This window comes from Sphingomonas sp. BE138, assembly GCF_031456125.1.
GTDB lineage: Bacteria > Pseudomonadota > Alphaproteobacteria > Sphingomonadales > Sphingomonadaceae > Sphingomonas.
This window is the reverse complement of the sequence record NZ_JAVDUC010000001.1, coordinates 509,336-534,170: the sequence shown is the minus strand read 5'-3', so window position 1 is coordinate 534,170 and position 24,835 is coordinate 509,336. Positions and strand designations below refer to the sequence as shown.

Here is a 24,835-nt window from a genome sequence, read left to right as displayed (position 1 = left end):
AGCTGCCCGCCGGCACGGTCGGCCGGTTGCGTCGCGGCCGATACCGCCATCTCTATCCTTGTTGCCGGTGCGCGCAATCCCTAGGACGCCCGGATGAGAAAGGCCGCCTCCGCGCTCGATTATCGTGAACTGGCGCGGCGGCGCCTGCCCCCGTTCCTGTTCGAATATATCGACGGCGGCAGCTATGCCGAGGTCACGTTGAAGCGCAACGTCGCCGATCTCGAGGCGGTCGCGTTGCGTCAGCGCATTCTGACCGATGTCTCGACGCTGGATCTGTCGACCGAGCTGTTCGGGCAGGCGCTGGCGATGCCGGTCGCGCTCGCGCCGGTCGGCCTCGCCGGCATGAACGCGCGTCGCGGCGAAGTGCAGGCCGCACGCGCGGCGGAGGCGGCGGGCATCCCCTTCTGCCTGTCGACCGTCTCCGCCTGTCCGCTGCCCGAGGTGACCCGCGCGGTGAGCGCGCCCTTGTGGTTCCAGCTCTACATGATCCGCGATCGCGGCTTCATGCGCGATCTGCTGGAACAGGCACGCGCGTCGGGCTGCTCGACGCTCGTCTTCACCGTCGACATGCCCGTACCCGGATCGCGCTACCGCGACTATCATTCCGGGCTCGCCGGCGCATCGGGCATGATGGGAGCGGCGCGCCGGCTGTGGCAGGGCGTCACTCATCCGCGCTGGGCGTGGGACGTCGGCATCCACGGCCGCCCGCACCAGCTCGGCAACGTCGCGCCCGTCCTCGGCAAGAACACCGGGCTGGAGGATTTCTTCGCCTGGATGCGCAACAACTTCGACCCGACGGTCAGCTGGCGCGACATTGACTTCATCCGCGAACACTGGGACGGGCCGCTCGTCATCAAGGGCATTCTGGACGTGGAGGATGCGCGGGCCGCGGCCGATCTTGGCGCGGACGGCATCGTGGTGTCCAATCACGGCGGGCGCCAGCTCGACGGCGTTCCCTCCACCGCACGCGCGCTGCCGCCGATCGCCAAGGCGGTGGGGGAGCGGTTAACGGTGCTGGCGGACGGCGGCGTCCGTTCGGGGTTGGACGTGGTGCGGATGCTCGCGCTCGGCGCGCGCGGCGTGCTGCTCGGGCGCGCGTGGGTCTATGCGCTGGGCGGCGGCGGCGAGGCGGGAGTGCGCCACGTGCTGAAGCTCGTGGAAGCGGAGATGCGCGTCGCGATGGCGCTGACCGGCCGGACCCGGATCGCCGATATCGATCGCACCGCGCTCGTGACATAGCCTCGCCGGCTCCGCGTCAGCCCTCGCCGTCGGCCCACGCACGCAGTAGCGAATGCGCGATCGCATAGGGCGGCGGCGCGCCGAATGCCCCCGCCTCGCCCGCCAGCGCCGCGCGCACCTCGTCACGCGTCACCCACATCGCATGCTCCAGTTCGTTGGCGTCCAGCGTGATCGCATCGTCGTCCGCCCGCGCCACACATGCGATCATCAGCTGCGACGGGAACGGCCACGGCTGGCTCGCGACATAGCGGACGTCGCGCACCCGCACCCCGGCTTCCTCGCCGATCTCGCGCGCCACCGCCTCCTCGATCGACTCGCCCGGCTCCAGGAACCCGGCCAGTGCGGAATAGCGCCCCGCCGGCCACGCCGCCTGTCGCCCGACCAGCGCGCGCCCGTCATGCTCGGCGATCATGATGACGACCGGATCGACGCGCGGGAAATGCTCCGCCGCACAGTTCGGGCAGGCACGCCCCCAGCCGGCGCGGAACATCGCGGTGGCATGGCCGCAGCGCGCGCAGAACGGATGCCGCGCATGCCAGTCGATCAGCGCGCGCGCCGCCGCGAAGGTCGCCGCCTCGCCGTCGCGCAGCCGGTCGAGCAAGGCGAACAGCGTCGGCGAGCGATAGGGCGGCGGCGGCGCGTCGCCCGGCACCACCGCGGCGAAGTGCGCCCGCCCCTCGCCAAGCCCGAGCAGCACGAACTCGGCCGCGCACGGCGCGTCCGCGATCGTGCCCCAGCCGAGCAGGCCGTCGTCGCCCACCACCGGCTCGAACCCGCTCAGCAGCAGCAGCCGCGACGACGGATCGGCCAGCAGCGCCGCCACCGCCGCCGGGTCGTGCCGCAGCGCGTCGGCGCGATCGAGCGTTCCGCCGGTGAAGCCGGTCGCGATCGTCACCAGCGTCCCCCGTGCAGCCGTGCCGCATCGTTGCGCAGCGCCGCGAACGTTTCCTTGGCGAGCGGCCATTTCTCTGCCGGGAAGTAATTGACCATGATCGTGCTGCGAAAACGCTTGGCCGGATCGACCAGCGCCAGCGTTCCGGCCGCCCCGGCCCAGCCATAGCTGCCCTTCGACGCGCCGTTCGGATCGTCGGCGATATAGACGACCCCACCCGCACCGAAGCCGCGCACCTGCCCGTCGCTCTCGAACGTGACGCCCGCCGGCAGGAGGTTCGACATGCCGAACCGCGCGGTCGCGTCCTTCATCACCCGCACGCCGTCCAGTGTGCCGTAGTTCTGCAGCATGTGGAGGAAGCGGTCGTAGTCGCGCGCGCTGCTCACCAGCCCGGCACCGCCATACGGGAAACTCGGCGCCTCCAGCCATGGCGAGCGCGCGGCGGGATCGGCCGGCGACAGGTTCTCGCCCACGAACGCATAATTGGTCGCGAACCGGCCGACATCGCGCCGCGGCACCTGCCAGAAGGTCGAGGTCATCTTCAGCGGATCGAGCAGCCGCGTCTGCACGAAGCGCTCGAACGACATCCCGCTCGCCTTCTCGACCACCGCCGCGAGCACATCCAGCCCCATCGAATAATGCCACTTCGTACCGGGCTCGGCGACCAGCGGCGCCTGCGCGACCCGCTCGGCGAAGGCGGCGAGCGAGGCCGGGCGAGTCGGCCGCGCCTGCGCCTCGACCTGCGCATTGACCGTCGCGGGGATCAGCCCGAGCCGCTCATATTCCTTCAGCAGCGGCCCCTTGGCGTTGATCTGGTAGCCGATCCCCGAGGTATGCGTCATCAGTTCGCGGATCGTGATCGGCCTGGTCGCTGGCCGGGTGTCGAGCGACGTGTCGGGGCTGGTCAACACACGCATCTTGCCGAACGCCGGGAAGTATCTGGAAAGCGGATCGTCGAGCGACAATTTGCCGTCCTCGATCAGCAGCATCGCCGCCATGCCGGTGATCGGCTTGGTCATCGAATAAATCCGCCACAGCGAGTCCGGCCCCGCCCTGGCGGCACCGGGATCGAGCGCGATATCGCCCGCGGCGACGAACACGGTCGGCAAGTCGCCCAATCCGAATGCCCCAACGATCCCCGGCATTTTGTGCGCGCGGACATAGCCGTCGTAGAGTGCCTGCGTCGCGGGCAGCAGTACCGCCGCCGAGGCTGCATCGGCGTTGCGCGGGGCCGGCGGACGCGGCTGCGGCGCGGGTTGCTGCGCCGCCACTGCCGTCGTCAGCAGGGCCAGCGCCATCGTGGTCCCCACGCTCCACCGCTTCGTCGTCATGCTTCTCTCCTCACCACATCCGCTGCCTTGGCGAACAGCGTCGGCAACCCCGCTTCGTCCAGCCGCGCGATCGGCCACCATTCGCCAGCGTTGCGCAATGTGTCGCTTCGCGCCACCGCAATCGCGAGATCGAGCGTGAAATGCGTGAAACCATGCGAAACGGTCCTGTCGATCATCCGCCAGTCTGCCTCGGCAGGCGCCTCCGCCAGCCCCGGCGGCGCATCGCTCCACGGCCCGGTCGGCAGCGCGCGCATCCCGCCCAGCAATCCCTTGTCGGGCCGCCGCACGAGCAGCACCGCGTCGTCGTGCTCCAACCAGAAGATCGTGCCATGCCGATGCGGGCGGGGCGCGTTGGGCTTCTTGACCGGATAGCTCTCGGGCGCGCCGGTCGCCTGCGCCGCGCAGGCGTGGTGCAGCGGGCATAGCAGACAGCGCGGCCGCCGCGGCGTGCAGATCGCGGAGCCGAGGTCCATCATCGCCTGCGCGAAATCGCCCGCCCGCGCGTCCGGGGTGATCGTTTCCGCCGCCGCACGGATTGCCTTGCGCCCACCCGGCAGCGGATCGGCGATCGCGAACAGTCGCGCCACCACCCGCTCGACATTGGCGTCGACCACCACCGCGCGCCGCCCGAACGCGATCGCCGCCACCGCCGCGGCGGTATAGTCGCCGAACCCCGGCAGCGCGCGCAGCGCCGCCTCGGTATCGGGCAGTTCGCCGCCATGCTCCGTCGCGATCGCCCGCGCCGCCGCCAGCAGATTGCGCGCCCGCGCATAATAGCCGAGCCCTGCCCAGGCCGCCATCACGTCCGCTTCGTCGGCGGCGGCCAGGTCGGCGAAGGTCGGCCAGCGCCGCACCCACTCGGCGAAGCGCGGCCGCACCGTCGCCACCGTGGTCTGCTGGAGCATCACCTCGCTCAGCCACACGCGGTATGCATCGGGCGTCTCGCCGGCCTTGGCGCGCCACGGCAGATCGCGGCGATGCCGGTCGTACCAGTCGAGCAACGGCGTCGCGATGTCGATCCGGTGCTTGGCGTCCATGCCCCGGCTATGGCATGGGCGACGGAATGAGCAAGCGCGCCGGCATTCCCCCTTCCGAATCCCCGCGCCACAATCGTTCGCGGCAGGTCGCCGAACTGTTGCCCGCGGTCGGCGGCGCCGCCTTCCGCCGCTTCGGCTTCGTGCAGTCGGCGATCGTCACGCGCTGGCCGGAGATCGTCGGCGAGCGGCTGGCCTCCGCCAGCACCCCCGAATCGATTCGCTTTCCCGCGGGCAAGAAGCAGGACGGCGTCCTCACGCTCACCGTGCGCGGCGCGCATGCCGCGATGATGAGCCATCTGACCGAAGAGATCATCGAGCGGGTCAACCGCTTCTTCGGCTATGCCGCCGTCGTGCGCGTCGCGATCCGCCACGGCGAGGTCACGCGCCGCCCCGAACGCCGCGCGCCGCCGACGCTCGCCCCCGCCCCGCCCGAAATGGGGCAGAGCTTGCGCGGCATCGCCGATCCCGAACTCAAGGCCGTGCTCGAGGCGCTGGCCTCCGGCGTCGCCACCCCCCGCCCCGTCCTGCCCAAGGTCCGCTGATGCGCTTCCTCCTTCCCCTTATTGCCGGCACCGCCCTGGCCGCCGCTACCGCACCCGCCACCGCCGCGCCGCGCCCGTGGACCGCGGTCGCGACGCCGGTGGCCACCGGCAGCTACCTGATCGGCAACCCCAAGGCGCGCGTGAAGCTGGTCGAATATGTCAGCTACACCTGCCCGCATTGCGCGCACTTCGAGCATGAGGCGGAGCCGACGCTCGCCGCGATGGTCCGCTCCGGCTCGACCAGCGTCGAGATCCGCAACCAGGTCCACGACGGCATCGACCTTGCCGCCGCGACGCTCGCGCGCTGCGCCGGGGCGACGGCTTTTCCGAAAGTCCACGCCGCCTTCTTCGCCCAGCAGGAGCAATGGGTGTCGCGCGCCGACACCTGGGCGCAGGGCAATCGCGAGCGGATCGCCAGCTGGCCGCAACTGGCGCAGCTTTCGGCCATCGCGGAAGGTGCCGGGCTGACGACGATCGCGCGCGCGGCCGGGATGCCCGCCGCCGCGATCACCGCGTGTTTCGCGAACGACGCCGCGGTCAAGCGGACGATTGCGGCATCGGAGGCGACCGCGAAGGTGTCGGGCACCCCAGCCTTTGAAATCAACGGGCGACTGATCCAGAATGTCGGCTGGACGCAGTTGCAGCCGCAGTTGCGCGCGGCGGGCGCGAAGTAAGCGACGGAGTGACACGATGAAGCGTATGGCAATCCCGATGGTCGCGGCGCTCGCGCTGCTCGCCGCATGCGGCGGCGCGGCGAGCGACGGCAATAGCAGCACGCCCAGCGCGCCGGCCGGCTCGGTAAAGGCGGTCGCCGCTCCGGCCGGGCAGGACTGGACGCAGGTCGTGTCGCAGACCCCCGCCGGCGGCTTCGTCGTCGGCAATCCCGACGCCAAGCTGAAGCTGGTCGAATATGGCTCGCGCACCTGCCCGACCTGCGGCGCGTTCGGTCAGACCGGGATGCGCCCGCTGGAAGATAATTACGTGAAGACCGGCAAGGTCTCCTACGAATTCCGCGACTTCCTGGTCCACGGCCCGCCCGATCTCGCCGCCGCGCTGCTCGGGCGCTGCGCCGGACCGCAGCCGTTCTTCCCGATCCTGGAACAGATGTACATCGACCAGCCCAAGTTCCTGGATACGCAGATGAAGATCGCGCAGGATCAGGCGTTCCTGCAACAGACGCAGAACGCCACCCCGCCACAGGTCGCTACGGCCTGGGCAGAGAAGATGGGCTATCTGGAGTTCATCAAGCAGCGCGGCGTGCCGGAGGCGCAGGCACGCGCCTGCCTGACCGACGCCAAGGCGATCGATGCGCTGACCAAGATGATGCAGGACGGCACCGACAAGAACGGCGTCACCGGCACCCCGACCTTCATCCTCAACGGCGCGAAGGTCGACGGCGTCACCTGGGCCCAGGTCGAGACGGCATTGAAGAACGCGGGCGCGTGATGCTCGCCGGCGTCCGTCGCCACGGACGCCGCCCGGCGGGTGCTCGCGGCACCCGCCTCCAGCGTCTGCTATTCCCGCTCCCATGCGCCTGAAGCGTCTTCGCCTCGCCGGCTTCAAGAGCTTCGTCGATCCCGCCGACCTGCGCATCGAGCCGGGGCTCACCGGCGTCGTCGGCCCCAACGGCTGCGGCAAGTCGAACCTGCTCGAAGCGCTGCGCTGGACCATGGGCGAGAACAGCGCACGGTCGATGCGCGGTGCGGGCATGGAGGACGTGATCTTCGCCGGCACCGCCACCCGGCCGCCGCGCGACTTTGCCGAGGTCGCGCTGCTCGCCGAGCGTGATGGCCCGGACGGCATCGAGGAAAGCGAGATCGTTCGCCGGATCGAGCGCGGCGCGGGTTCCGCCTATCGCATCGACGGCCGCGACGTGCGCGCGCGCGACGTGCAACTGCTGTTCGCCGACGCCGCCACCGGCGCGCACTCCCCCGCTCTGGTCAGTCAGAACCGTATCGGCGCGGTCATCGCGGCGCGTCCTGCCGAGCGCCGCGCGATGCTGGAGGAAGCCGCCGGGATCGCCGGGCTCCACGTCCGCCGCAAGGATGCCGAGGCCCGGCTGCGCGCCACCGAGGCCAATCTCGCGCGGCTCGACGAGCTGCTGGCCGATCAGGCGACCCGCATCGCCGCGCTCCGGCGGCAGGCGCGCGCCGCCGAACGCTATCGGCTGCTGTCCGAGCAGATTCGCATCGCGGAGGCGCGGATGATCTTCGCGCGCTGGCGCGACGCCGCCGCCGCCGCGACCGCTGCGACCGCCGAGGCGGAGGCCGCCGAGGTGGCGGTCACCGCCGCTACCGCGCAGGCCTCGGCCGCGCATCAGGCACAGCGCGCCGCCGCCGAACGCCATGCCACCGCGCGCGCCGCCGCACTCGCCACCCGAGACGCCGCCGCCGATCTGTCGCATCGTCTCACGCGCCTGCACGAGCAGCGCCACGGGCTCGAGCGTCAGCTGGCGGATGCGCAGGCCGCCCGCGCGCGTATCGACGAGGATCGCGCGCGCGAGGATGCACTCGCGCACGATGCCGCCGCCGCGCTGACCCGGCTCGCCGCGGAGGCGACGGAGCTCGATCGACGCATTGCGGACGGCACCGCAGCGCTCCCCACACTCGACGCCGCACTCGCCGAGGCCGAGCGCCGCGCGCGCGATGTCGAGGTGACGCTCGCGCAGGCGATGTCGGCCGAGGCTGCGCAGATGGCCGAGCGCCGGGTCGCCGCCGCCGCACATGCCGCCGCGACCGCGCGCCATGATCGCGCCCGACAGGAAGCGATCGCGCTCGCCGCCGCGATCGAGGCGCTCGACGATCCTGAGCAGTTGGAGGCGCAGCGCACCGCCGCCCGGGCCGCGCTGGACGCCGCGCGACAGCAGGCCGAAAAGGCGCAGGCCGCGCTGACCTGGGCCGAGACCAGCGAAAGCGACGCGCGCGAGGAGCGCGACCCGGCGGAGGCCGCCCGCGCCGCCGCTTTGGCCGCGCTGGCCGCGCTGGACGGCGAGGTCGCCGCGCTCACCCTCGCGACGGCGCGCGAGGGCGACCGCTTGCTCGATGCGGTCCGCGCCGAGCCGGGCTTCGAACGCGCGCTTGCCGCCGCGCTCGGGGACGAGCTGGAAACTGCCCTTGCCGACTGGACCGGTGCCGCACCCGAGCCCGCCGATCCGCCCGCGCCGATCGGCACGCTACCGCTCGCCGCGCGCGTCACCGCCCCGCCTGCGCTCGCCCGGCGCCTGTCGCAGGTGTTCGTCGTCGAGGCCGATTCCGGACAGCCGCTGCACGCCGGCCAGCGGCTCGTTACGCGCACCGGGCGCGTGCGGCGCTGGGACGGCTATGTCAGCGAGAGCGGCGGCGTCGCCGCGGCCGAGCGGTTGCAGCGCCTTAACCGGCTCGCCGCGCTGACGGAATCGCGGCCCGCCGCGGTCGCCACGCTGGAGAAGGCTGGCGCACGCCGCGCCAGGATCGACGAGCGGATCGCGCGCGCCCGCACCGCCGCGCAATCGGCGCGCACATTGCTGGCCGATGCCGAAGCCGCCGCTCGCACGGCGCAGCGCGACGAGGATCGCGCCACCTCGCTGATCGACCGGCTTGCCGCGCAGCGCACCGATCTCGCCGCCCGCGCCGCGCGCGTCACCGCCGAGGCCGAGGATGCCCGCACCGAGCTGGAACGCAGCGCCGATGCACTCGCCGCGCTGCCCGACACCGCCGCCGCCACCGGGCAGACGGCACGGCTGCGCGGCGAGGCCGAGGCGGCGCGCGCGCATGTCGCCCTCGCCCGCGCCGACCGTACCACGCAGGAGCGCGCAATCGCCGATGCTCGTGCGCGCGCCGCCGCCGCGCACGAGGAGGCGGAGGGCTGGCGCACTCGCGCCGGCGCGGCGGCGCGACGGATCGCCGACATGGCCGACCGCGCTGCCGCGCTCGACGCCGAGCTCGCCCGGCTCGCCGACCGCCCCGCCGCGCTGGCGAACGACCTCGCCGAGCTGGACACCGCCCACACCGACGCGCGCACCGCCGCGGAGGCGACGCAAGCCGAGGAACGCGAGGCCGATCTCGCCCTGCGCGCCGCCGACGCCGCGCAGGCCCGCGCCGCCGAAGCGCTCGCCGCCGCCCGCGAGGCGCGCGCCGCGGCCGGCGCGCGCGCCGAGGGCCACGAACTGCGCCGTGTCGAAATGGGGCGCGTCTCGGGTGAGCGTTTCGAATGCCCGGCGCCGCTCCTCCCCAGCAAGGTCGGGTTCGATCACGCGTCGGTCGGCACGCCCGCCGGGGAGTCGGCCGCGCACGAGCGGCTGACGATGGACCGGGAACGGCTCGGCCCCGTCAACCTCGTCGCCGAGCGCGAGTTGGCCGAGCTGGAGACCGCCGGTACCGCCACCGCCGCCGAGCGCGACGAGCTGAAACAGGCGGTCCACCGGCTGCGCGGGTCGATCGGCACGCTCAACCGCGAAGGGCGCCAGCGGCTGCGCGCCGCCTTCGAGGCGGTCGACGCGCACTTCCGGCGCCTCTTCACGACCCTGTTCGACGGCGGGCAGGCGCATCTCGCGCTGGTCGACTCGGACGATCCGCTCGAGGCCGGGCTGGAGATCATGGCGCAACCGCCCGGCAAGCGCCTGCAATCCCTGACGCTGCTGTCGGGCGGCGAGCAGGCGCTGACCGCCATCGCACTGATCTTCGCGCTGTTCCTGACCAACCCTGCGCCGATCTGCGTACTCGACGAGGTCGACGCCCCGCTCGACGACGCCAATATCGAGCGCTTCTGCGATCTGCTCGACCGCATGACCCGCGAGACCGAGACCCGCTACCTGATCGTCACCCACAATGCGGTGACGATGAGCCGCATGCACCGCCTGTTCGGGGTGACGATGGTCGAAAAGGGTGTCAGTCGGCTGGTATCGGTCGATCTGCAGGCGGCGGAACTGCTCGCCGCCGAATAGCGGTCCATGCCGGTGCGGGATCGTTGACCGCGCCATGGATCAGCCACAGCATCGCCGTCCCGCGCACGATCGCCGCCGCCAGGATGTCCGCGTGCGTCGCGGACGGCCAGGCCCCCTCCATTCCCGCGAACATCCAGAACTCCGCGAAATACGCCGCCACGTCGCCCAGCAGGAACAGCGCCGCCGCGCGCACCCGCGTACCGGTCAGAACGATCATCGGCCACAGCCACAGGTCGAATTGCGGCGAATAGACCTTGTTGGTCAGCAGGAACCACGCCAGCACCGGCATGAACAGCACCCATGGCCGTTCGCCGTGCCGTTTCCACCCGGCCGCGACGATCGTCGCCGCGCCGCCCGCGAACAGCACGAACGACCAGAAATTGCGCGTTGGAATGTCCGTCGCCCACCAGCCGAACTGCGCCATCAATTCCCACACGCTCGCCGCGGTCCCGCTGCGCTCGCTGGAAAAGGCGTAGAACTCGCGCCAGTTGTCGTACGCCAGCACCGCCACCGGCAGGTTCACCGCGCCCCAGGCGACCACCGCCACGCCGACCAGCGACGCCGCCCGCGCCAGGCGCTGTCCCCATGTCCGCCCCGGCTGGAACAGCGCTCCCAGCCCCAGCAGCGGCAGCATCAGTACAGGAAACAGCTTCGCCGCGCCGCCCAGCGCCGCCAGCGCGGTCGCCTTCACCGTCTCCGCGCGCCGCGCCGCCAGCAGCGCCGCGGTCGCAAAGGTCACCGCCAACAGGTCCCAGTTATGCCCCAGATAGAGCACCAGCGGCGGCGCGAGCGCCCAGCCATATTGCCGTCGCACGCTCACGCCGGCGCTGCGCAGCAACTCCAGGACCGTGAACGCCAGGATCGTGTTGCCGAGCGTCACCGCGTTCAGGAAGTCGGCGGCATCCGCCCCGCGCCCGCCCGCCACGCGCGCCAGCAATCCTTCGGCCCAGATCAACGCGCCGGTCAGCACCGGATATTCCATCCGCGCCTGCAGATACGGTAGCTGCCCCGCCGCTACCCCGCGCAAGCCCCAGAACGGCACCGCGTCGCTGTAGCAGCCGGTCGTATATTGCTCGGCAAAGGTCCAGCCGGCGCCGCAATGCGCCTTGAAACCCCAGCCGAGCAGACACGTCAGCGCCAGCGCGAGATAGGGGCCGTTGGGGCCGAGCCGGTCGAAAAGCCGCTGCACAGGGTTGATCCATGGCAAAACGATCCGCCCTCGACAAGCGGGATGAGCGAACATACATCGAACGCGATGGCGCAACTCGATGTCCGACAGAAGCTGGAGATTCTGGCCGACGCCGCGAAGTACGACGCCTCCTGCGCGTCGTCGGGCACCGCGAAACGCAATTCGGCGGACGGCAAGGGGATCGGCTCGACCGAGGGTATGGGCATTTGCCACGCCTATGCGCCGGACGGCCGGTGTATCTCGCTGCTCAAGATCCTGCTGACCAACAGCTGCATCTTCGACTGCCATTATTGCATCAACCGCAAGAGTTCGAACGTGCGGCGTGCGCGCTTCACCGCCCAGGAGGTCGTAAGCCTCACCCTCTCCTTCTATCGCCGGAACTATATCGAGGGGCTGTTCCTTTCGTCGGGGATCATCAAGTCCTCGAACTACACGATGGAGCAACTGGTCGAGGTTGCGCGCTCGCTGCGCGAGGATCACCATTTCCGCGGTTATATCCACCTCAAGACGATTCCCGATGCCGATCCGGAGCTGGTGCATCAGGCGGGTCTTTATGCCGATCGCGTGTCGATCAACGTTGAGTTGCCGACGGTCGGCGGGCTGAAGCGGCTCGCCCCCGAAAAGGACAATGCGCGTATCGAGGGTGCGATGGGCGACATGCACGCCGCCATCGCCGACACCGCCGACGCGCGCACTCGTTACAAGTCGGCGCCGCGCTTCGCCCCGGCCGGCCAGTCGACGCAGATGATCGTCGGCGCCGATGCCGCAACCGATGGCGACATCGTCACCAAGGCGTCGACGCTGTACGATCGCTTTGGCCTGCGCCGCGTCTATTATTCGGCGTTCAGCCCGATCCCCGACGCGTCGAGCGTCCTGCCGCTGCAACGCCCGCCGCTGATGCGCGAGCATCGCCTCTATCAATCCGACTGGCTGATGCGCTTCTACGGTTTTCAGCCGCGCGAGGTGGTCGCCGCCACCGACAAGGCGACGGGGATGCTGCCGCTCGACATCGACCCGAAGCTGGCCTGGGCGCTCAAGTTCCGCGATCAATTTCCCGTCGACGTCAACCGCGCCCCGCGCGAGCTGCTGTGGCGCGTGCCAGGGCTCGGCACCAAGGCGGTCAAGAGCATCCTGGCAGCACGACGCTGGCGGCGGCTGCGGCTCGACGATGTCGCGCGTCTTACCGTGTCGATTGCGCGCGTCCGCCCGTTCATCGTCGCGGAGGACTGGCGCCCGGTCTCGCTGACCGACCGCGCCGAACTGAAGCCGCTCGTGGCCCCGCGACCCCCCCGGCAGCAGCTCGAGTTGTTCGGCGCGTGAGAATGAATCGCGGGTGAAACGGCCTGCCGCGTCATGCGCTTGCCCCCACGAAGGAGACTGGCATGGCGCACGCCGGCGATTACGCGTCCGTGAGGCGTGACCTCGGCAAGCAGCGTAACGTGCGCAAGCAGTGCGGCGACCTGCAAGGTGCCGACGCGAAGTGCCGCAACTCGTTTGACGCGTCGGCTCGGGGTGCAGAGCCATGCCGCCGAGGAGAAGCTCGGTGACGCGACCGGGGAACGGCTGGCGGAGACCTATGAGGAGCGCAAGCCGGCCGAACTGGAGCTTGCCCGCGCCAACCCGCCGGGCAGCGACGAGCGCGACTGATTGCCGTTGATGCGCGCCGTCACGCTTCCCGCCCCCGACGACATGGACGCGTGGCGCGAGGCGGCGCGCGCACTAGTGGCCGACGACGTACCGCCCGAACGGGTCGTGTGGCAGGTCGGCGCCGTGGCGGAGGACCTGTTCGCCGCCACGGCCAACACGCCGGCCCCCACGCCGCCACCCGCCTCGCCGCTACGCGTGTCGCGCGCCTTTATCGCACTGGCGGGCGACGCGATCCTGCATCGCGACCCCGAACGCTTCGCCTTGCTCTATACGTTGCTGTGGCGGCTGCGCGACACGCCGCGGCTGGTCGAGGATCACGCCGACCCGCTGGTGCGGCGTCTGGAAGGTTTCGCCAAGGCGGTGCGCCGCGACATCCACAAGATGCGCGCCTTTCTCCGCTTCCGCAGCGTCGCCGACGATGACGGCACGGAACGCTACGTCGCATGGTTCGAGCCCGAACATCACATCGTCCGCGCCAACGCCGCATTCTTCGTCAACCGCTTCGCCAGCATGCGCTGGTCGATCCTGACGCCCGAGGTGTCGGTCCACTGGGACGGCGCGATGCTGAGTGAAGGACCCGGCGCGACCCGCAGCGACGCGCCCGACGGCGACCCGATCGAGGAAGTGTGGAAGACCTATTACTCCAGCATCTTCAACCCCGCGCGCGTCAAGGTGAAGGCGATGCTGAAGGAGATGCCGCGCAAATACTGGAAGAACATGCCGGAAACCGCGCTGGTCCCGCAGCTGCTGGCCGGCGCACAGGCACGGGAGAGCGGCATGATCGAACGCGCACGCGGTGACATCGGCGGCAACGCGCAGGCGGCGTGGGAGGCACTACGCGAGGAAGCGCTCGCCTGCACGCGCTGCCATCTTCACCGTCATGCGACGCAGACGGTGTTCGGCGAAGGCCCGGTATCGGCATCGATGATGTTCGTCGGCGAGCAGCCCGGCGACCAGGAGGACCTCGCCGGCCATCCGTTCGTCGGCCCCGCCGGCCAGGTCTTCGACCGCGCCCTCGCCGCCGCCGGGATCACGCGCGCCGAAACCTACGTGACCAACGCGGTCAAGCACTTCAAGTTCGAGCCGCGCGGCAAGCGCCGCATCCACGCCAAGCCCGACGCCGGCGAGATCGAGGCCTGCCGGTGGTGGATCGAGCAGGAACAGATGCTGCTGCGCCCCAAGGTGACGGTGGCGCTCGGGGCGACGGCGGCGCGCAGCCTGTTCGGCAAGGCGATGACGATCGGCCGCGAACGCGGCCGCGAACAGCGGCTGCCGGACGGCGGCGCGGCGTGGATCACCGTCCATCCCAGCTACCTGCTCCGACTTCCGGACGAGGATGCGCGCACCACCGAGTTCGCGCGGTTCGTGGAGGACCTGAAGCTGGCCCACGCCGCCGTGGCGGGGTGATCTTTACTACCCGATCGTGCTGAGCCTGTCGAAGCACGTGTTCCAAACCCGCCCTTCGACACGCTCGGGACGAACGGAAGATTACCTATTCGTCCGTATCCGCAACGCCACCGACTGCGCATGCGCCGGCAATCCCTCGGCCCGTGCCAGCGCGATCGTCGCCGGCCCCAGCTCGTTCAGCGCGCTTTCGTTCAGCTGCAGGAAGCTCGTCCGCTTCATGAAATCGGTCACGCCCAGCCCGCTGGCGAAGCGCGCCCGCCGCCCGGTCGGCAACACGTGGTTTGGCCCCGCGACATAGTCGCCGATCGCCTCGGGCGTGTGCCGCCCCAGGAACGCCGACCCGGCATGGCGCAATCGGTCGAACAGCGCCTGCGGATCGTCGCACGCCAGCTCGACATGCTCGGGTGCCAGCCGGTCGACCAGCGGCATTGCGTCTTCCAGGGCCGGCACGACGACGATCGCGCCGTTATCCTCCCACGCCACCCGCGCGACGGCCTGCGTCGGCAGCGCCTGCAACTGCCGCTCGACGGCTTCCGCGACGCGCTCGCCGAACGCCGCATCGTCGGTGAACAGGATCGACTGCGTGGTGGTGTCGTGCTCCGCCTGGCTCAGCAGGTCTGCGGCGATCCACTCCGGATCGTTCGCGCCGTCCGCGACGACGACGATCTCGCTCGGCCCCGCGACCATGTCGATCCCGACCACGCCGTACACCTGCCGCTTGGCTTCCGCGACCCAGGCGTTGCCCGGCCCGGTCACGACGTCGACGCGCGCGATCCGCTCGGTGCCGTAGGCGAGCGCCGCGACCGCCTGCGCCCCGCCGACCCGCCACACCTCGTCGGCGCCGACCAGATGCGCGGCGGCCAGGACGAGTGGATTGACCTCGCCATCCGGTGTCGGGGTCACGACCACCAGCCGCTCGACTCCTGCCACCCGCGCCGGGATCGCATTCATCAGCAGTGTCGAGGGGTAAGCGGCGCGCCCGCCCGGCACGTACACTCCGGCCGCATCCACCGCGCGCCACCGCGCGCCCAGCCGCACGCCCGCGGTATCGGTGAAGCTCGTATTCTCCGGGCGCTGCTTTTCGTGATAGGCCCGGATCCGCGCCGCCGCCAATTCCAGCGCCGCGCGCAACTCCGGCTCCAGCGCGTCGAACGCCGCCGCGCACGCCGCCGCATCGATGCGCCATCCGGTCTCGTTCAGGTCATGCCGGTCCAGCTTCTGCGTGAACGCCTGTAGCGCCGCATCGCCGTCGTCGCGCACCGCGCGCACGATGGTCGCCACATCGCGTGCGACGTCGCTCGCCGCTTCGCGCCGATCGTCCACCAGCGCCGCGAACCGGCTGCCGAAATCCGCGTCGCGCGTGTCGAGCCGGATCATGCCGCGCGCTCCGCCACCGCGGCGCGGAACGCCTCGACCAGCGGGAATACCGCGCCCCGCGTCTTCATCGCCGCGCGATTGACGATCAGCCGCGCCGACACCTCCATGATCCGCTCCACCTCGACCAGGCCGTTTTCCTTCAGCGTCCGTCCCGACGACACCAGGTCGACGATCCGCGCCGCCAGCCCCAGCGTCGGCGCCAGCTCCATTGCGCCGTTCAGCTTGATGCACTCCGCCTGCACCCCGCGCCGCGCGAAGTGCGAGGCGGTGACATGCGGATATTTGGTCGCGACCCGTACGTGGCTCCACCCGCGCGGATCGTCGGTCGCGGCCATGTCGGCCGGCTCGGCGATCGACAGCCGGCAATGTCCGATGTCGAGATCGACCGGTGCGTACAATTCGGCGTAATCGAACTCGGCGAGCACGTCCGACCCGACGATCCCCAGTTGCGCCGCGCCGTGCGCCACGAAGGTGGCGACATCGAACGCGCGCACCCGGATCAGCTCGATGCCGGGACGATCGGTGCGGAAGCGCAGCGCCCGGCTCTTCTCGTCCCCGAACGCCGGCTCGGGCACGACGCCTGCGCGCGCGAGCAGCGGCAGCGCTTCCTCCAGGATGCGCCCCTTGGGAACGGCGATGACGATCGGCGCGGCGGCGGACGGTTCTGACATGCGCGCGGCTTTACGAAGGCACTGTCATCGGCGCAATGAGGCGCGATGGCCGACGAAGAGAACAACCGCGCCGCCTTCGAGGTGCAGGCGCGATATTGCGACGCGATGGCCGCGCCGCGCACCGCCGCGCTGTGCCGCGCGCTCGGCCGCGTCCTGACCCGCGGCACGTTGGTCGGCACGCGGCTGCTCTACTGGGCGGGCGAGCCGGTCGCCGACGCCACCGTGCTGCGGATCGTCGGCGGACTCCATGCGCTCGCCCGCCGCGGCGTCGCCGACCCGTTCGCCGCCGACGACGCCGCGCTGGCGGCGATCCTCGCCATCCACGACGCCGCGCTGCTGCCGTGGCTCGACGGCCCGCCGCAGACCAACGAGGCGCAGCGCTCCGCCGGGCTGATGACCGGCCTGCTCCACGTCGCCGCCACGCTCGGCCTGCGCCTCGAGATCCTCGAGATCGGCTCCAGCGCCGGGCTGAACCTGCTGATCGACCGGATGCGCTTCGATCTCGGCGGCGTCCGCGTCGGCCCTGCCGATTCGCCGCTCGCGATCGTCCCCCACTGGCGCGGCCCGCCGCCACCTGCCGCGCCGATCACGGTCGTCCGTACCCGCGGCGTCGACCTCGCCCCGGTCGACGTGCGCGACCCGGCGCAAGCCGAACGGCTCGCCGGCTACGTCTGGGTCGACGCGCAGGACCGTCTCGACCGGCTGGCCACCGCAATTGCCATGGTTCGCGCGCAACCGGTCGACCTGACGCAAGGCGACGCCGCCGACTGGGTCGAGCAACGCCTCGCCGAGCCACAGGAAGACGGCACGGTGCGCGTCCTGATGCATTCGGTCGTATGGCAATATCTCCCGGCCGCCGGCCGCGCGCGCATCCGCGCCGCGATGGCTGCCGCCGGTGCCCGCGCCACGCCGGCGCGCCCGCTCGGCTGGGTCATGATGGAGCCCAACCGCGATCTCCACCGCCACGAGGTGCGCGTGCAATGTTGGCCGTCCGCCGAGCCGATGCAGCTGGTCGCGCTCACCCACGCGCACGGCGCCTGGGTTGAGGGCCTGCCCGCCCCCTACGAGACGCGCGACTATGTCATGCGGCGCGGCGCGTATGAGTAAGCTCCCTCCGTCATTCCCGCGCAGGCGGGAATCCAGAACCCCTGACGTCGCGCCTCCATCGCCAAACCTGCGCGTCTGGATCCCCGCCTCCGCGGGGATGACGGCATCGAACGAACAATGACCGAGGCGGACTTCCTCGCCCGTCTCCGCACGCTCCCGCTCCATCCCGGTGCGGGCGGCCTGCGCGACGATACCGCCGCGCTCGCCGGCCTTACGCTCACAACCGACACCCTGGTCGAGGACGTTCACTTCCTCTCCGGCGACCCGCCGCGCGACGTCGCGTGGAAGCTCGTCGCCACCAACCTGTCCGATCTCGCCGCCAAGGGGGCGCTGGTGGAGGGTATCCTCCTCAACTACCCGCTCCGCGATCCCGCGTGGGACGTCGCCTTCCTCGACGGCCTCGACGACGCACTCCGCACCCTCGCCTGCCCGCTTGTCGGGGGCGACACCGTCACCTTGCCCGCCGGAGCACCGCGCATCCTTACCGTCACCGCGATCGGTCGCGATGCCGCCGCCCCGCCGCGGTCGGGCGCGCGGGCTGGCGACGCGCTCTGGGTCACCGGCACGATCGGAGACGCCGGTGCCGGTCTCGCGATCGCGCAGGCCGGCCACGGCGACCCAGCGCTTCTCGCCCGCTACCGCCGCCCGGTGCCCCGCCTTGCCGAGGGCCGCGCGCTCGCCCCGCTGGTCCACGCCATGATGGACGTCTCGGACGGCCTCCTGATCGACGCCGCGCGCATGGCGGCCGCCAGCGGCCTTGCCGTGACGGTCGATCTCGCCGCGGTCCCGCTCGCGCCCGGCATCGCCGACCCGCTTGCCGCCGCCACCGCCGGCGACGATTACGAACTGCTGTTCGCCGCCCCCGCCGCGCTCGCGCTCCCCTTTCCCGCCACCCGCGTCGGCACGTTCGCCACCGGCACCGGACTATCCCTGACGCAGGATAACCGATTGATCCCCCTGCCCGCGCGCCTCGGCTATCAGCACGGCTTGCGCTGACGCGACCACCTGTTAGCCTCGGTCCCCCGCGCGACGTACCGGCGACAGACCGGACGCGCCATTAGGAGGGATGAAGGGCATGACGATCGTCTATCTTGCCATCGTCTGCGGCCTGATCGCCGTACTCTATGGCTTCGTGACCAGTCGACAGGTGTTGTCCGCCTCGCCCGGCAACGAGCGGATGCAGGATATCGCCAGCGCCATCCAGGAGGGCGCGCGCGCCTATCTGGGGCGGCAATACACCACGATCGCGATCGTCGGCGTCGTCGTCGCGGTCGTGCTGGCGGCGACGCTGGGCGCCTTGTCGACGATCGGCTTCGTCATCGGCGCGCTCCTGTCCGGGGTCGCCGGGTTCGTCGGCATGACGATCTCGGTGCGCGCCAACGTCCGCACCGCGGAGGCGGCGCGCGGCTCGCTGCAAGGCGGCCTGACCATGGCGTTCCGGTCAGGCGCGGTCACGGGGATGCTCGTCGCCGGGCTCGGGCTGCTCTCCATCGCGCTGTTCTTCTGGTACCTCACCGGCCCGTCCGCGCTGCTCCCCAACGACCGCGCGATCATCGAGGCGCTGACCGCGCTGGCGTTCGGCGCATCGCTGATCTCGATCTTCGCGCGGCTGGGCGGCGGCATCTTCACCAAGGCCGCCGACGTCGGGGCCGATCTGGTCGGAAAGGTCGAGGCCGGCATCCCCGAGGACGATCCCCGCAACCCCGCGGTCATCGCCGACAACGTCGGCGACAACGTCGGCGATTGCGCGGGCATGGCCGCCGACCTGTTCGAGACCTATGTCGTGACGCTCGGCGTCACGATGGTGTCGATCGCGCTGCTGATCCAGGCCGGCCCGGCGGAGCTGATGCGGCTGATGAGCCTCCCGCTCGCGATCGGCGGCGTGTGCATCATCACCTCGATCATCGGCACCTACATGGTCCGGCTCGGCCGCGGGGGCTCGATCATGGGCGCGCTCTACAAGGGGTTCTGGACCTCGGCGCTGCTGTCGGTTCCCGCGATCTGGGCGGTGACGCACTGGGTGCTGGGCGACATGGGCGCGACGATCGGTGGCGCCGGCTTCCTCGACGCCGACCGCGACGCCGCCTTCGACGCGATCACCACCGGCGGCAGCGACGCGGCGGTGGCCGGCGTCCCGGCCGCGGCGGCCTTCACCGGCACCGACCTGTTCTGGTGCATGATGATCGGCCTTGCGGTCACCGGGCTGATCGTCTGGATCACCGAATATTACACCGGCACCAACTATCGCCCGGTCAAGTCGATCGCCAAGGCCAGCGAGACCGGCCACGGCACCAACGTCATCCAGGGCCTCGCGATCAGCCTGGAGGCGACCGCGCTGCCAACGATCGTGATCGTGGTCGCGGTGATCGCCGCCTACAAGCTCGCCGGCATCATCGGTATCGCGTTCGGCGCCACCGCGATGCTGGCGCTCGCCGGGATGGTCGTCGCGCTCGACGCCTACGGGCCCGTCACCGACAATGCCGGCGGCATCGCGGAGATGGCGGGGCTGGAGGACGAGGTGCGCGAACGCACCGACGCGCTCGACGCGGTCGGCAACACCACCAAGGCGGTGACGAAGGGTTATGCGATCGGGTCCGCAGGGCTGGCGGCACTGGTGCTGTTCGGCGCCTATACCACCGACCTGCGCACGTACTTCCCCGACCTCACCGTCGATTTCTCGCTCAGCAACCCGTACGTCATCGTCGGACTGCTGCTCGGCGCGCTGCTCCCCTACCTCTTCGGCGCGTTCGGGATGACCGCGGTCGGCCGCGCGGCGGGCGCGGTGGTCGAGGAGGTGCGTGGCCAGTTCCGCGACAATCCCGGCATCATGGCGGGCACCAGCCGCCCCAACTACGGCCGCACCGTCGACCTCGTCACCCGCGCTGCGATCCGCGAGATGATCGTGCCGTCGCTGCTTCCGGTGCTCTCCCCGATCGCGCTCTATTTCATCGTCCGCGCAGTCGACGGCCAGGCGAGCGGCTTTGCGGCGCTGGGCGCGATGCTGCTCGGGGTGATCGTCTCCGGCCTGTTCGTCGCGCTGTCGATGACCAGCGGCGGCGGCGCGTGGGACAATGCCAAGAAATATATCGAGGACGGCAACCACGGCGGCAAGGGATCGGACGCGCACAAGGCCGCGGTGACCGGCGACACGGTCGGCGACCCGTACAAGGACACCGCGGGACCGGCGGTGAACCCGATGATCAAGATCACCAACATCGTCGCGCTGCTGCTTCTGGCGGCACTGGCGGGCCACGGCTGACCCAAAGCGTCATCCCCGCGCAGGCGGGGATCCAGACGCGCTGAGGCTGCGGCTCCATCGAAGCGCGGCGTTTCTGGATTCCTGCCGCCGCCGGGATGACGCATGTGGCAGTTCGATCCATTTTCGCCGCGCCCCTTCCCCGCAACAGCGCCGCTAAACCGCCGATACGGTCCAACCTCGCCACGACATGCGCCCCCCGTCCGGCTCCACTCGCGCGCATGACCAGCGCGAACCGACCGTCCAACCACCTCTATTACGGCGACAACCTCGACGTGCTCCGCCGCGAGATCGGCGACGCCTCGGTCGACCTGATCTACCTCGACCCGCCGTTCAACTCGAACGCCAATTACAACATCCTCTTCCGCTCCCCGACCGGCGGCGGCGCGGATGCGCAGATCGAGGCATTCGAGGACAGCTGGCACTGGAACGACCGCGCAGAGGACGCCTTCGATCAGGTCGCGCGCAGCGGCCATACCAAGGCGTTCGACCTGCTCAACGCGATGCGCGGCTTTCTCGGCGACAACGACATGATGGCGTATCTGGCGATGATGGCGGTCCGCCTGATCGAGCTGCACCGCGTCCTGAAACCGACCGGCAGCCTGTATCTCCACTGCGACCCCACGGCGAGCCACTACCTGAAACTCCTTTTGGATGGAATTTTCGGGCCTCTCGCTTTTGGAAACGAGATCATCTGGAAGCGGACCGGTGCGCATAGCGACTCGTCGCGAGCAGGCGCGATCCACGACGTCATCTTATATTATCGGAGAAGCGACCGCTTCATCTGGAACAAGGCCTACCAAGCCTATGACGAGGCATACGTCCAGACGCACTACCGGCGCTCGGATGCAAAGGGGCGGCTCTATAGAACGGACAACGTCACGGCGATGGGGCTTTCCGGCGGCGGCTACACCTATGAATGGAACGGCGTCACGAAGATCTGGCGCTACCCGCGCGAACGCATGCAGGAATTGCACGACAGCGGTCGTCTCTATCATACCCGCTCGGGCACTCCAGAATACATCCGCTATCTCGACGAAATGCCTGGCATACCATTGCAGTCCATCTGGACCGACATCGCGCCGCTCAACTCACAAGCGCAGGAACGCCTCGGCTACCCCACCCAGAAACCGCTGGCGCTGCTCGAGCGCATCATCGCCGCCTCCTCCAACGAAGGCGATGTCGTGCTCGACCCGTTCTGCGGCTGCGGCACTGCGGTTCATGCCGCGCAGAAGCTCGACCGGCGGTGGATCGGCATCGACGTCACCCACCTCGCGATTTCGCTGATCGAGAAGCGCATGCAGGCCGCCTTCCCCGGCGTCGCCTTCACCGTCGAGGGCACGCCGAAGGACCTCGCCTCCGCGGAGGACCTCGCGCGCCGCGACAAATATCAGTTCCAATGGTGGTCGGTGTCGATGGTCGACGCCATGCCCTATGGCGGCAAGAAGAAGGGTGCCGACGGTGGGATCGACGGCATCATCTATTTCAAGCCCGACGGCCGCCGCACTGAGCGCGCGCTCGTCTCGGTCAAGGGCGGCGACAATGTCGGCGTTCCGATGATCCGCGACCTCCATTCGGTGATGATCCGCGAGAAGGCGACCGCCGCGGTGTTCGTGACCAAGGCCGCGCCGTCGCGTCCGATGGAAAAGGAGGCCGCCGCCGCCGGCCGCTTCACCGCCGCCGCGACCGGCAAGAGCTATCCGCGGCTCCAGATCATCACGCTGGCGGAGTTGTTCCGCGGTCGCCGTCCCGACCTGCCGTATATCGATCCCACCGCCGCCTTCCGCCGCGCACCGCGTGAGAGCAATGCGCGGCAGGGCTCGCTCCTATAGGATCACTTGCCGTCGGTGGCGCCATCGATCGCCGATCCCGCCTTCTCCGCGGTGCTCTCGACGCTCTTCGCCGCCGAGGTGATCGCGTTGTTCTTCGCGGTCTCGCTGTCGCCGCGCACGACCAGGAAATAGGCCGCGACCGCCACCACGATCAGCACCGCCAGCCCGATCAGCACGCCCCCGCCGCCACCGCGCCGCCGCTCGATGATCGTGGTGTGCGGGGTCTGCGTCACGCGATCGTCACTCATGGCTCTCTCCCTTCGTTTCGGTGAGGCCATGAATGCGATCGACGCAGCAATGTTCCGTAGCCGTAAGGACTTAGAACGGCAGCTTGAATCCCGGCGGCAACGGCAGCCCGCTGGTCATCTTCGACATCTCGGTCGACGACGCCGCATCCGCCTTCGTGCGCGCATCGTTCAGCGCCGCGGCGATCAGGTCCTCCAGCATCTGCTTCTCGGACGGCACGATCAGCGAATCGTCAAGCGCGACGGAGATGATCCGCCCCTTGGCCGATGCCTTGATCTTCACCAGCCCGCCGCCCGCGACGCCCTCGACCTCGATCGTGTCGAGGCTGTCCTGCGCCTTCTGCAATTCGTTCTGGACGTTCTGGGCCATCGCCAGAATGTCGTTGAGATCCTTCATCATCTGCTCCGTTCAGGTAATGCTGCGTTGAGCGGGTTTCGGGTCGATCAGTTCCGCACCGGGAAAGGCGTCAAAGGCGGCGGCGACGATCGGGTGCGCGCGTGCGGCATCGTGGCGCGCCTGCACCACGTCCTGCTCGGCCTCGTACATCGTCGGCGCACCCGGCAGATCGGCCATCGCGATCTTCCAGGGCATGCCAGTGGCCTCGCGCAGCACCGCCGCCAGTTCGCCCAGCGTATCCGTCGACAACGGTCTCGTCCCGCTGAACACGATCTCGGGCGGCGCATAGCGCACCAGGCTCGCCCCGCGCCGCATCCGTACCAGCAGGTCGAGCTTGCCACGCTCGTCGAGCAACGCCAGCACCCCCGCGAACTCCTTCGGTGCGCGATCCTCCGGCGCGGGCGGCACCGCCGGCGCGACCGGAGCCGCAGGCGCCGTCGCCACCGGCACTTGCCCGCCCGCGATCCGTCGCGCCAGCTCGCCGGGGTCGGGCAGGGTCGAGGCGTGGATCGCGCGCAGGATCGCCATCTCCGCGGTCTCAATCGGCAGCGCGGCGCGCCCGACCTCCTCATGCCCCTTCAGGAACAATTGCCACAGCCGGTGCAGCGCCGGGAACGACAGCTTGCCCGCCCAGTCGCGGTATGCCGCGCGCTCCTCGGCCGGCTGCGCGGCGTCGTCGGGCGCCCCGACCTTCACCTGCGTGACGCCGTGCACCGCCTCCAGCAGCGCGCGCATCACCCCCAGCGGATCGACCCCCAGGTCGTACTGCCGCCGCAGCGCCGCCAGCGCGCCCGGCGCATCGGCGGCCAGCACCAGCGCCAGCAGGTCGCGCACCGCATTGCGGTCCGACAGTCCCAGCATCTCGCGGACCGCATCGGCGCGCACGCCCCCGCCTTCCAGATCGGCATGCGCGATCGCCTGGTCGAGGATCGACAGCCCGTCGCGCGCCGATCCTTCCGCCGCGCGCGCGATCAGCGCCAGCGCCTCGGGCTCCGCCTCCGCCCCCTCCGCCGCCACGACGCGCGCGAAATGCTCCGCCAGCGCCTGCGCCGGAATCCGTCGCAGGTCGAAGCGCTGGCACCGCGACAGCACCGTCACCGGCACCTTGTTCACCTCGGTGGTGGCGAACAGGAACTTCACATGCGCCGGCGGCTCTTCCAGCGTCTTGAGCAGCCCGTTGAACGCCGCCTTCGACAGCATGTGGACTTCGTCGATGATGTAGATCTTGTAGCGCGCCGACACCGCGGCATAGCGCGACGCTTCGATGATCTCGCGCACGTCGTCGATGCCGGTATGGCTGGCGGCGTCCATTTCGATCACGTCGATGTGCCGCCCCTCGGCGATCGCGCGACACGGCTCGCACACCCCGCACGGGTCGATCGTCGGCCCGCCCTGCCCGTCCGGGCCGATGCAATTGAGCGCCTTGGCGATCAGCCGCGCGGTCGAGGTCTTGCCGACGCCCCGCACGCCCGTCAGCAGAAAGGCATGCGCGATCCGGTCGCGCTTGATCGCATTGCCCAGCGTCTGGACCATCGCGTCCTGACCGATCAGCGCACCGAACGTCTGCGGCCGGTATTTGCGCGCGAGGACGCGATACGGCTGCGCGCTGGCCGCAGGCGACGGCGGCGTGCCGAGGTCGAGGGATTCGGACATCGCGGCCGGATATAGGCGGCGGTTCGCGGCTTGTCGAAGCCATACTCCTTGCGAGACGCGGCGGCGACGCGCGCCGCTCCCTCTCCCCCGCG

21 protein-coding genes are annotated in these 24,835 nt (G+C 70.4%); 12 read left to right on the top strand and 9 right to left on the bottom strand.

The features are described from left to right. The first annotated feature begins 93 nt into the window (after positions 1-93). Positions 94-1,239, top strand: a complete 1,146-nt coding sequence (gene lldD, locus J2Y58_RS02330) for an FMN-dependent L-lactate dehydrogenase LldD (RefSeq protein WP_310098092.1) — start codon at positions 94-96, stop codon at positions 1,237-1,239. 16 nt (positions 1,240-1,255) lie between these two features. On the opposite strand, the gene nudC is transcribed toward lldD, so the two are convergent. Genes nudC through mutY form a run of 3 tightly spaced genes read right to left on the bottom strand, consistent with a single transcriptional unit; the run spans position 1,256 to position 4,499 of the window. After that, on the bottom strand, positions 1,256-2,134 hold the full coding sequence (gene nudC, locus J2Y58_RS02325) for an NAD(+) diphosphatase (RefSeq protein ID WP_310098090.1): 879 nt from the start codon (positions 2,132-2,134) through the stop codon (positions 1,256-1,258). Further along, positions 2,131-3,462, bottom strand: coding sequence for a serine hydrolase domain-containing protein (locus tag J2Y58_RS02320; RefSeq protein WP_310098088.1), 1,332 nt, complete (start codon positions 3,460-3,462; stop codon positions 2,131-2,133). Before J2Y58_RS02320 ends, nudC begins: the two co-directional genes overlap by 4 nt. After that, positions 3,459-4,499, bottom strand: a complete 1,041-nt coding sequence (mutY, locus tag J2Y58_RS02315) for an A/G-specific adenine glycosylase (protein WP_310098086.1) — start codon at positions 4,497-4,499, stop codon at positions 3,459-3,461. The genes J2Y58_RS02320 and mutY overlap by 4 nt, the downstream gene beginning before the upstream one ends. 26 nt (positions 4,500-4,525) lie before the next feature. On the opposite strand from mutY, the gene J2Y58_RS02310 reads away from it, so the two are divergent. From J2Y58_RS02310 to J2Y58_RS02295, 4 genes are all read left to right on the top strand, one after another. Next, on the top strand, positions 4,526-5,041 hold the full coding sequence (locus tag J2Y58_RS02310) for a DciA family protein (RefSeq protein WP_310098083.1): 516 nt from the start codon (positions 4,526-4,528) through the stop codon (positions 5,039-5,041). Further along, positions 5,041-5,715 (top strand): thioredoxin domain-containing protein, encoded by a 675-nt coding sequence (locus J2Y58_RS02305; RefSeq protein ID WP_310098081.1) that lies wholly within the window; start codon positions 5,041-5,043, stop codon positions 5,713-5,715. The genes J2Y58_RS02310 and J2Y58_RS02305 overlap by 1 nt, the downstream gene beginning before the upstream one ends. Before the next feature lie 16 nt (positions 5,716-5,731). Next, the gene (locus J2Y58_RS02300) at positions 5,732-6,487 is read left to right on the top strand and encodes a thioredoxin domain-containing protein (protein ID WP_310098079.1); all 756 of its coding nucleotides are present in this window, start codon (positions 5,732-5,734) and stop codon (positions 6,485-6,487) included. 82 nt (positions 6,488-6,569) lie between these two features. After that, entirely contained in the window at positions 6,570-9,962 is a 3,393-nt protein-coding gene (locus J2Y58_RS02295; protein WP_310098078.1) for an AAA family ATPase, read from the top strand. On the opposite strand, the gene J2Y58_RS02290 is transcribed toward J2Y58_RS02295, so the two are convergent. Then, positions 9,907-11,151 (bottom strand): hypothetical protein, encoded by a 1,245-nt coding sequence (locus J2Y58_RS02290; protein WP_310098076.1) that lies wholly within the window; start codon positions 11,149-11,151, stop codon positions 9,907-9,909. The two genes, J2Y58_RS02295 and J2Y58_RS02290, sit on opposite strands and share 56 nt — an antisense overlap. A gap of 66 nt (positions 11,152-11,217) precedes the next feature. Here J2Y58_RS02290 and J2Y58_RS02285 point away from each other — a divergent pair, with 66 nt between their 5' ends. From J2Y58_RS02285 to J2Y58_RS02275, 3 genes are all read left to right on the top strand, one after another. Next, positions 11,218-12,471, top strand: coding sequence for a putative DNA modification/repair radical SAM protein (locus tag J2Y58_RS02285; protein ID WP_310098358.1), 1,254 nt, complete (start codon positions 11,218-11,220; stop codon positions 12,469-12,471). A gap of 174 nt (positions 12,472-12,645) precedes the next feature. Next, the gene (locus J2Y58_RS02280; RefSeq protein ID WP_310098073.1) at positions 12,646-12,798 is read left to right on the top strand and encodes a hypothetical protein; all 153 of its coding nucleotides are present in this window, start codon (positions 12,646-12,648) and stop codon (positions 12,796-12,798) included. A 9-nt stretch (positions 12,799-12,807) separates the two neighbouring features. Then, positions 12,808-14,205, top strand: a complete 1,398-nt coding sequence (locus J2Y58_RS02275; RefSeq protein ID WP_310098070.1) for a UdgX family uracil-DNA binding protein — start codon at positions 12,808-12,810, stop codon at positions 14,203-14,205. A gap of 81 nt (positions 14,206-14,286) precedes the next feature. On the opposite strand, the gene hisD is transcribed toward J2Y58_RS02275, so the two are convergent. Both hisD and hisG read right to left on the bottom strand, forming a co-directional pair. Beyond that, a complete protein-coding gene (gene hisD / locus J2Y58_RS02270; RefSeq protein ID WP_310098068.1) occupies positions 14,287-15,582 on the bottom strand; it encodes a histidinol dehydrogenase in 1,296 nt (431 codons plus the stop codon). Further along, entirely contained in the window at positions 15,579-16,253 is a 675-nt protein-coding gene (gene hisG / locus J2Y58_RS02265) for an ATP phosphoribosyltransferase (RefSeq protein ID WP_310098064.1), read from the bottom strand. The genes hisD and hisG overlap by 4 nt, the downstream gene beginning before the upstream one ends. A 45-nt stretch (positions 16,254-16,298) precedes the next feature. On the opposite strand from hisG, the gene J2Y58_RS02260 reads away from it, so the two are divergent. The 4 genes from J2Y58_RS02260 (at position 16,299) to J2Y58_RS02245 (ending at position 22,448) form a co-directional block, all read left to right on the top strand. Beyond that, positions 16,299-17,360, top strand: coding sequence for a DUF2332 family protein (locus J2Y58_RS02260; RefSeq protein WP_310098061.1), 1,062 nt, complete (start codon positions 16,299-16,301; stop codon positions 17,358-17,360). Positions 17,361-17,477: 117 nt separating this feature from the next. Continuing rightward, on the top strand, positions 17,478-18,356 hold the full coding sequence (gene thiL / locus J2Y58_RS02255; RefSeq protein WP_310098059.1) for a thiamine-phosphate kinase: 879 nt from the start codon (positions 17,478-17,480) through the stop codon (positions 18,354-18,356). Between the two features lie 79 nt (positions 18,357-18,435). Beyond that, positions 18,436-20,619, top strand: a complete 2,184-nt coding sequence (locus J2Y58_RS02250) for a sodium-translocating pyrophosphatase (protein WP_310098058.1) — start codon at positions 18,436-18,438, stop codon at positions 20,617-20,619. Positions 20,620-20,837: 218 nt separating this feature from the next. Next, positions 20,838-22,448 (top strand): DNA methyltransferase, encoded by a 1,611-nt coding sequence (locus J2Y58_RS02245; protein ID WP_310098056.1) that lies wholly within the window; start codon positions 20,838-20,840, stop codon positions 22,446-22,448. A gap of 2 nt (positions 22,449-22,450) precedes the next feature. On the opposite strand, the gene J2Y58_RS02240 is transcribed toward J2Y58_RS02245, so the two are convergent. The 3 genes from J2Y58_RS02240 to J2Y58_RS02230 form a co-directional block, all read right to left on the bottom strand. After that, the gene (locus J2Y58_RS02240) at positions 22,451-22,696 is read right to left on the bottom strand and encodes a hypothetical protein (RefSeq protein ID WP_310098053.1); all 246 of its coding nucleotides are present in this window, start codon (positions 22,694-22,696) and stop codon (positions 22,451-22,453) included. Between the two features lie 70 nt (positions 22,697-22,766). After that, a complete protein-coding gene (locus J2Y58_RS02235) occupies positions 22,767-23,090 on the bottom strand; it encodes a YbaB/EbfC family nucleoid-associated protein (protein WP_310098050.1) in 324 nt (107 codons plus the stop codon). Between the two features lie 12 nt (positions 23,091-23,102). Continuing rightward, the gene (locus J2Y58_RS02230) at positions 23,103-24,743 is read right to left on the bottom strand and encodes a DNA polymerase III subunit gamma/tau (protein ID WP_310098047.1); all 1,641 of its coding nucleotides are present in this window, start codon (positions 24,741-24,743) and stop codon (positions 23,103-23,105) included. Between the last annotated feature and the right edge of the window lie 92 nt (positions 24,744-24,835).

Excerpts from the sequence above, each read along its gene's own strand:
- lldD (WP_310098092.1), top strand. The coding sequence starts at position 94 with ATGAGAAAGGCCGCCTCCGCGCTCGATTATCGTGAACTGGCGCGGCGG.
- J2Y58_RS02320 (WP_310098088.1), bottom strand. The coding sequence starts at position 3,462 with ATGACGACGAAGCGGTGGAGCGTGGGGACCACGATGGCGCTGGCCCTG.
- mutY (WP_310098086.1), bottom strand. The coding sequence starts at position 4,499 with ATGGACGCCAAGCACCGGATCGACATCGCGACGCCGTTGCTCGACTGG.
- J2Y58_RS02310 (WP_310098083.1), top strand. The coding sequence starts at position 4,526 with ATGAGCAAGCGCGCCGGCATTCCCCCTTCCGAATCCCCGCGCCACAAT.
- J2Y58_RS02305 (WP_310098081.1), top strand. The coding sequence starts at position 5,041 with ATGCGCTTCCTCCTTCCCCTTATTGCCGGCACCGCCCTGGCCGCCGCT.
- J2Y58_RS02300 (WP_310098079.1), top strand. The coding sequence starts at position 5,732 with ATGAAGCGTATGGCAATCCCGATGGTCGCGGCGCTCGCGCTGCTCGCC.
- J2Y58_RS02295 (WP_310098078.1), top strand. The coding sequence starts at position 6,570 with ATGCGCCTGAAGCGTCTTCGCCTCGCCGGCTTCAAGAGCTTCGTCGAT.
- J2Y58_RS02285 (WP_310098358.1), top strand. The coding sequence starts at position 11,218 with ATGGCGCAACTCGATGTCCGACAGAAGCTGGAGATTCTGGCCGACGCC.
- J2Y58_RS02275 (WP_310098070.1), top strand. The coding sequence starts at position 12,808 with ATGCGCGCCGTCACGCTTCCCGCCCCCGACGACATGGACGCGTGGCGC.
- hisD (WP_310098068.1), bottom strand. The coding sequence starts at position 15,582 with ATGATCCGGCTCGACACGCGCGACGCGGATTTCGGCAGCCGGTTCGCG.
- hisG (WP_310098064.1), bottom strand. The coding sequence starts at position 16,253 with ATGTCAGAACCGTCCGCCGCCGCGCCGATCGTCATCGCCGTTCCCAAG.
- J2Y58_RS02260 (WP_310098061.1), top strand. The coding sequence starts at position 16,299 with ATGGCCGACGAAGAGAACAACCGCGCCGCCTTCGAGGTGCAGGCGCGA.
- thiL (WP_310098059.1), top strand. The coding sequence starts at position 17,478 with ATGACCGAGGCGGACTTCCTCGCCCGTCTCCGCACGCTCCCGCTCCAT.
- J2Y58_RS02250 (WP_310098058.1), top strand. The coding sequence starts at position 18,436 with ATGACGATCGTCTATCTTGCCATCGTCTGCGGCCTGATCGCCGTACTC.
- J2Y58_RS02245 (WP_310098056.1), top strand. The coding sequence starts at position 20,838 with ATGACCAGCGCGAACCGACCGTCCAACCACCTCTATTACGGCGACAAC.
- J2Y58_RS02240 (WP_310098053.1), bottom strand. The coding sequence starts at position 22,696 with ATGAGTGACGATCGCGTGACGCAGACCCCGCACACCACGATCATCGAG.
- J2Y58_RS02235 (WP_310098050.1), bottom strand. The coding sequence starts at position 23,090 with ATGAAGGATCTCAACGACATTCTGGCGATGGCCCAGAACGTCCAGAAC.
- J2Y58_RS02230 (WP_310098047.1), bottom strand. The coding sequence starts at position 24,743 with ATGTCCGAATCCCTCGACCTCGGCACGCCGCCGTCGCCTGCGGCCAGC.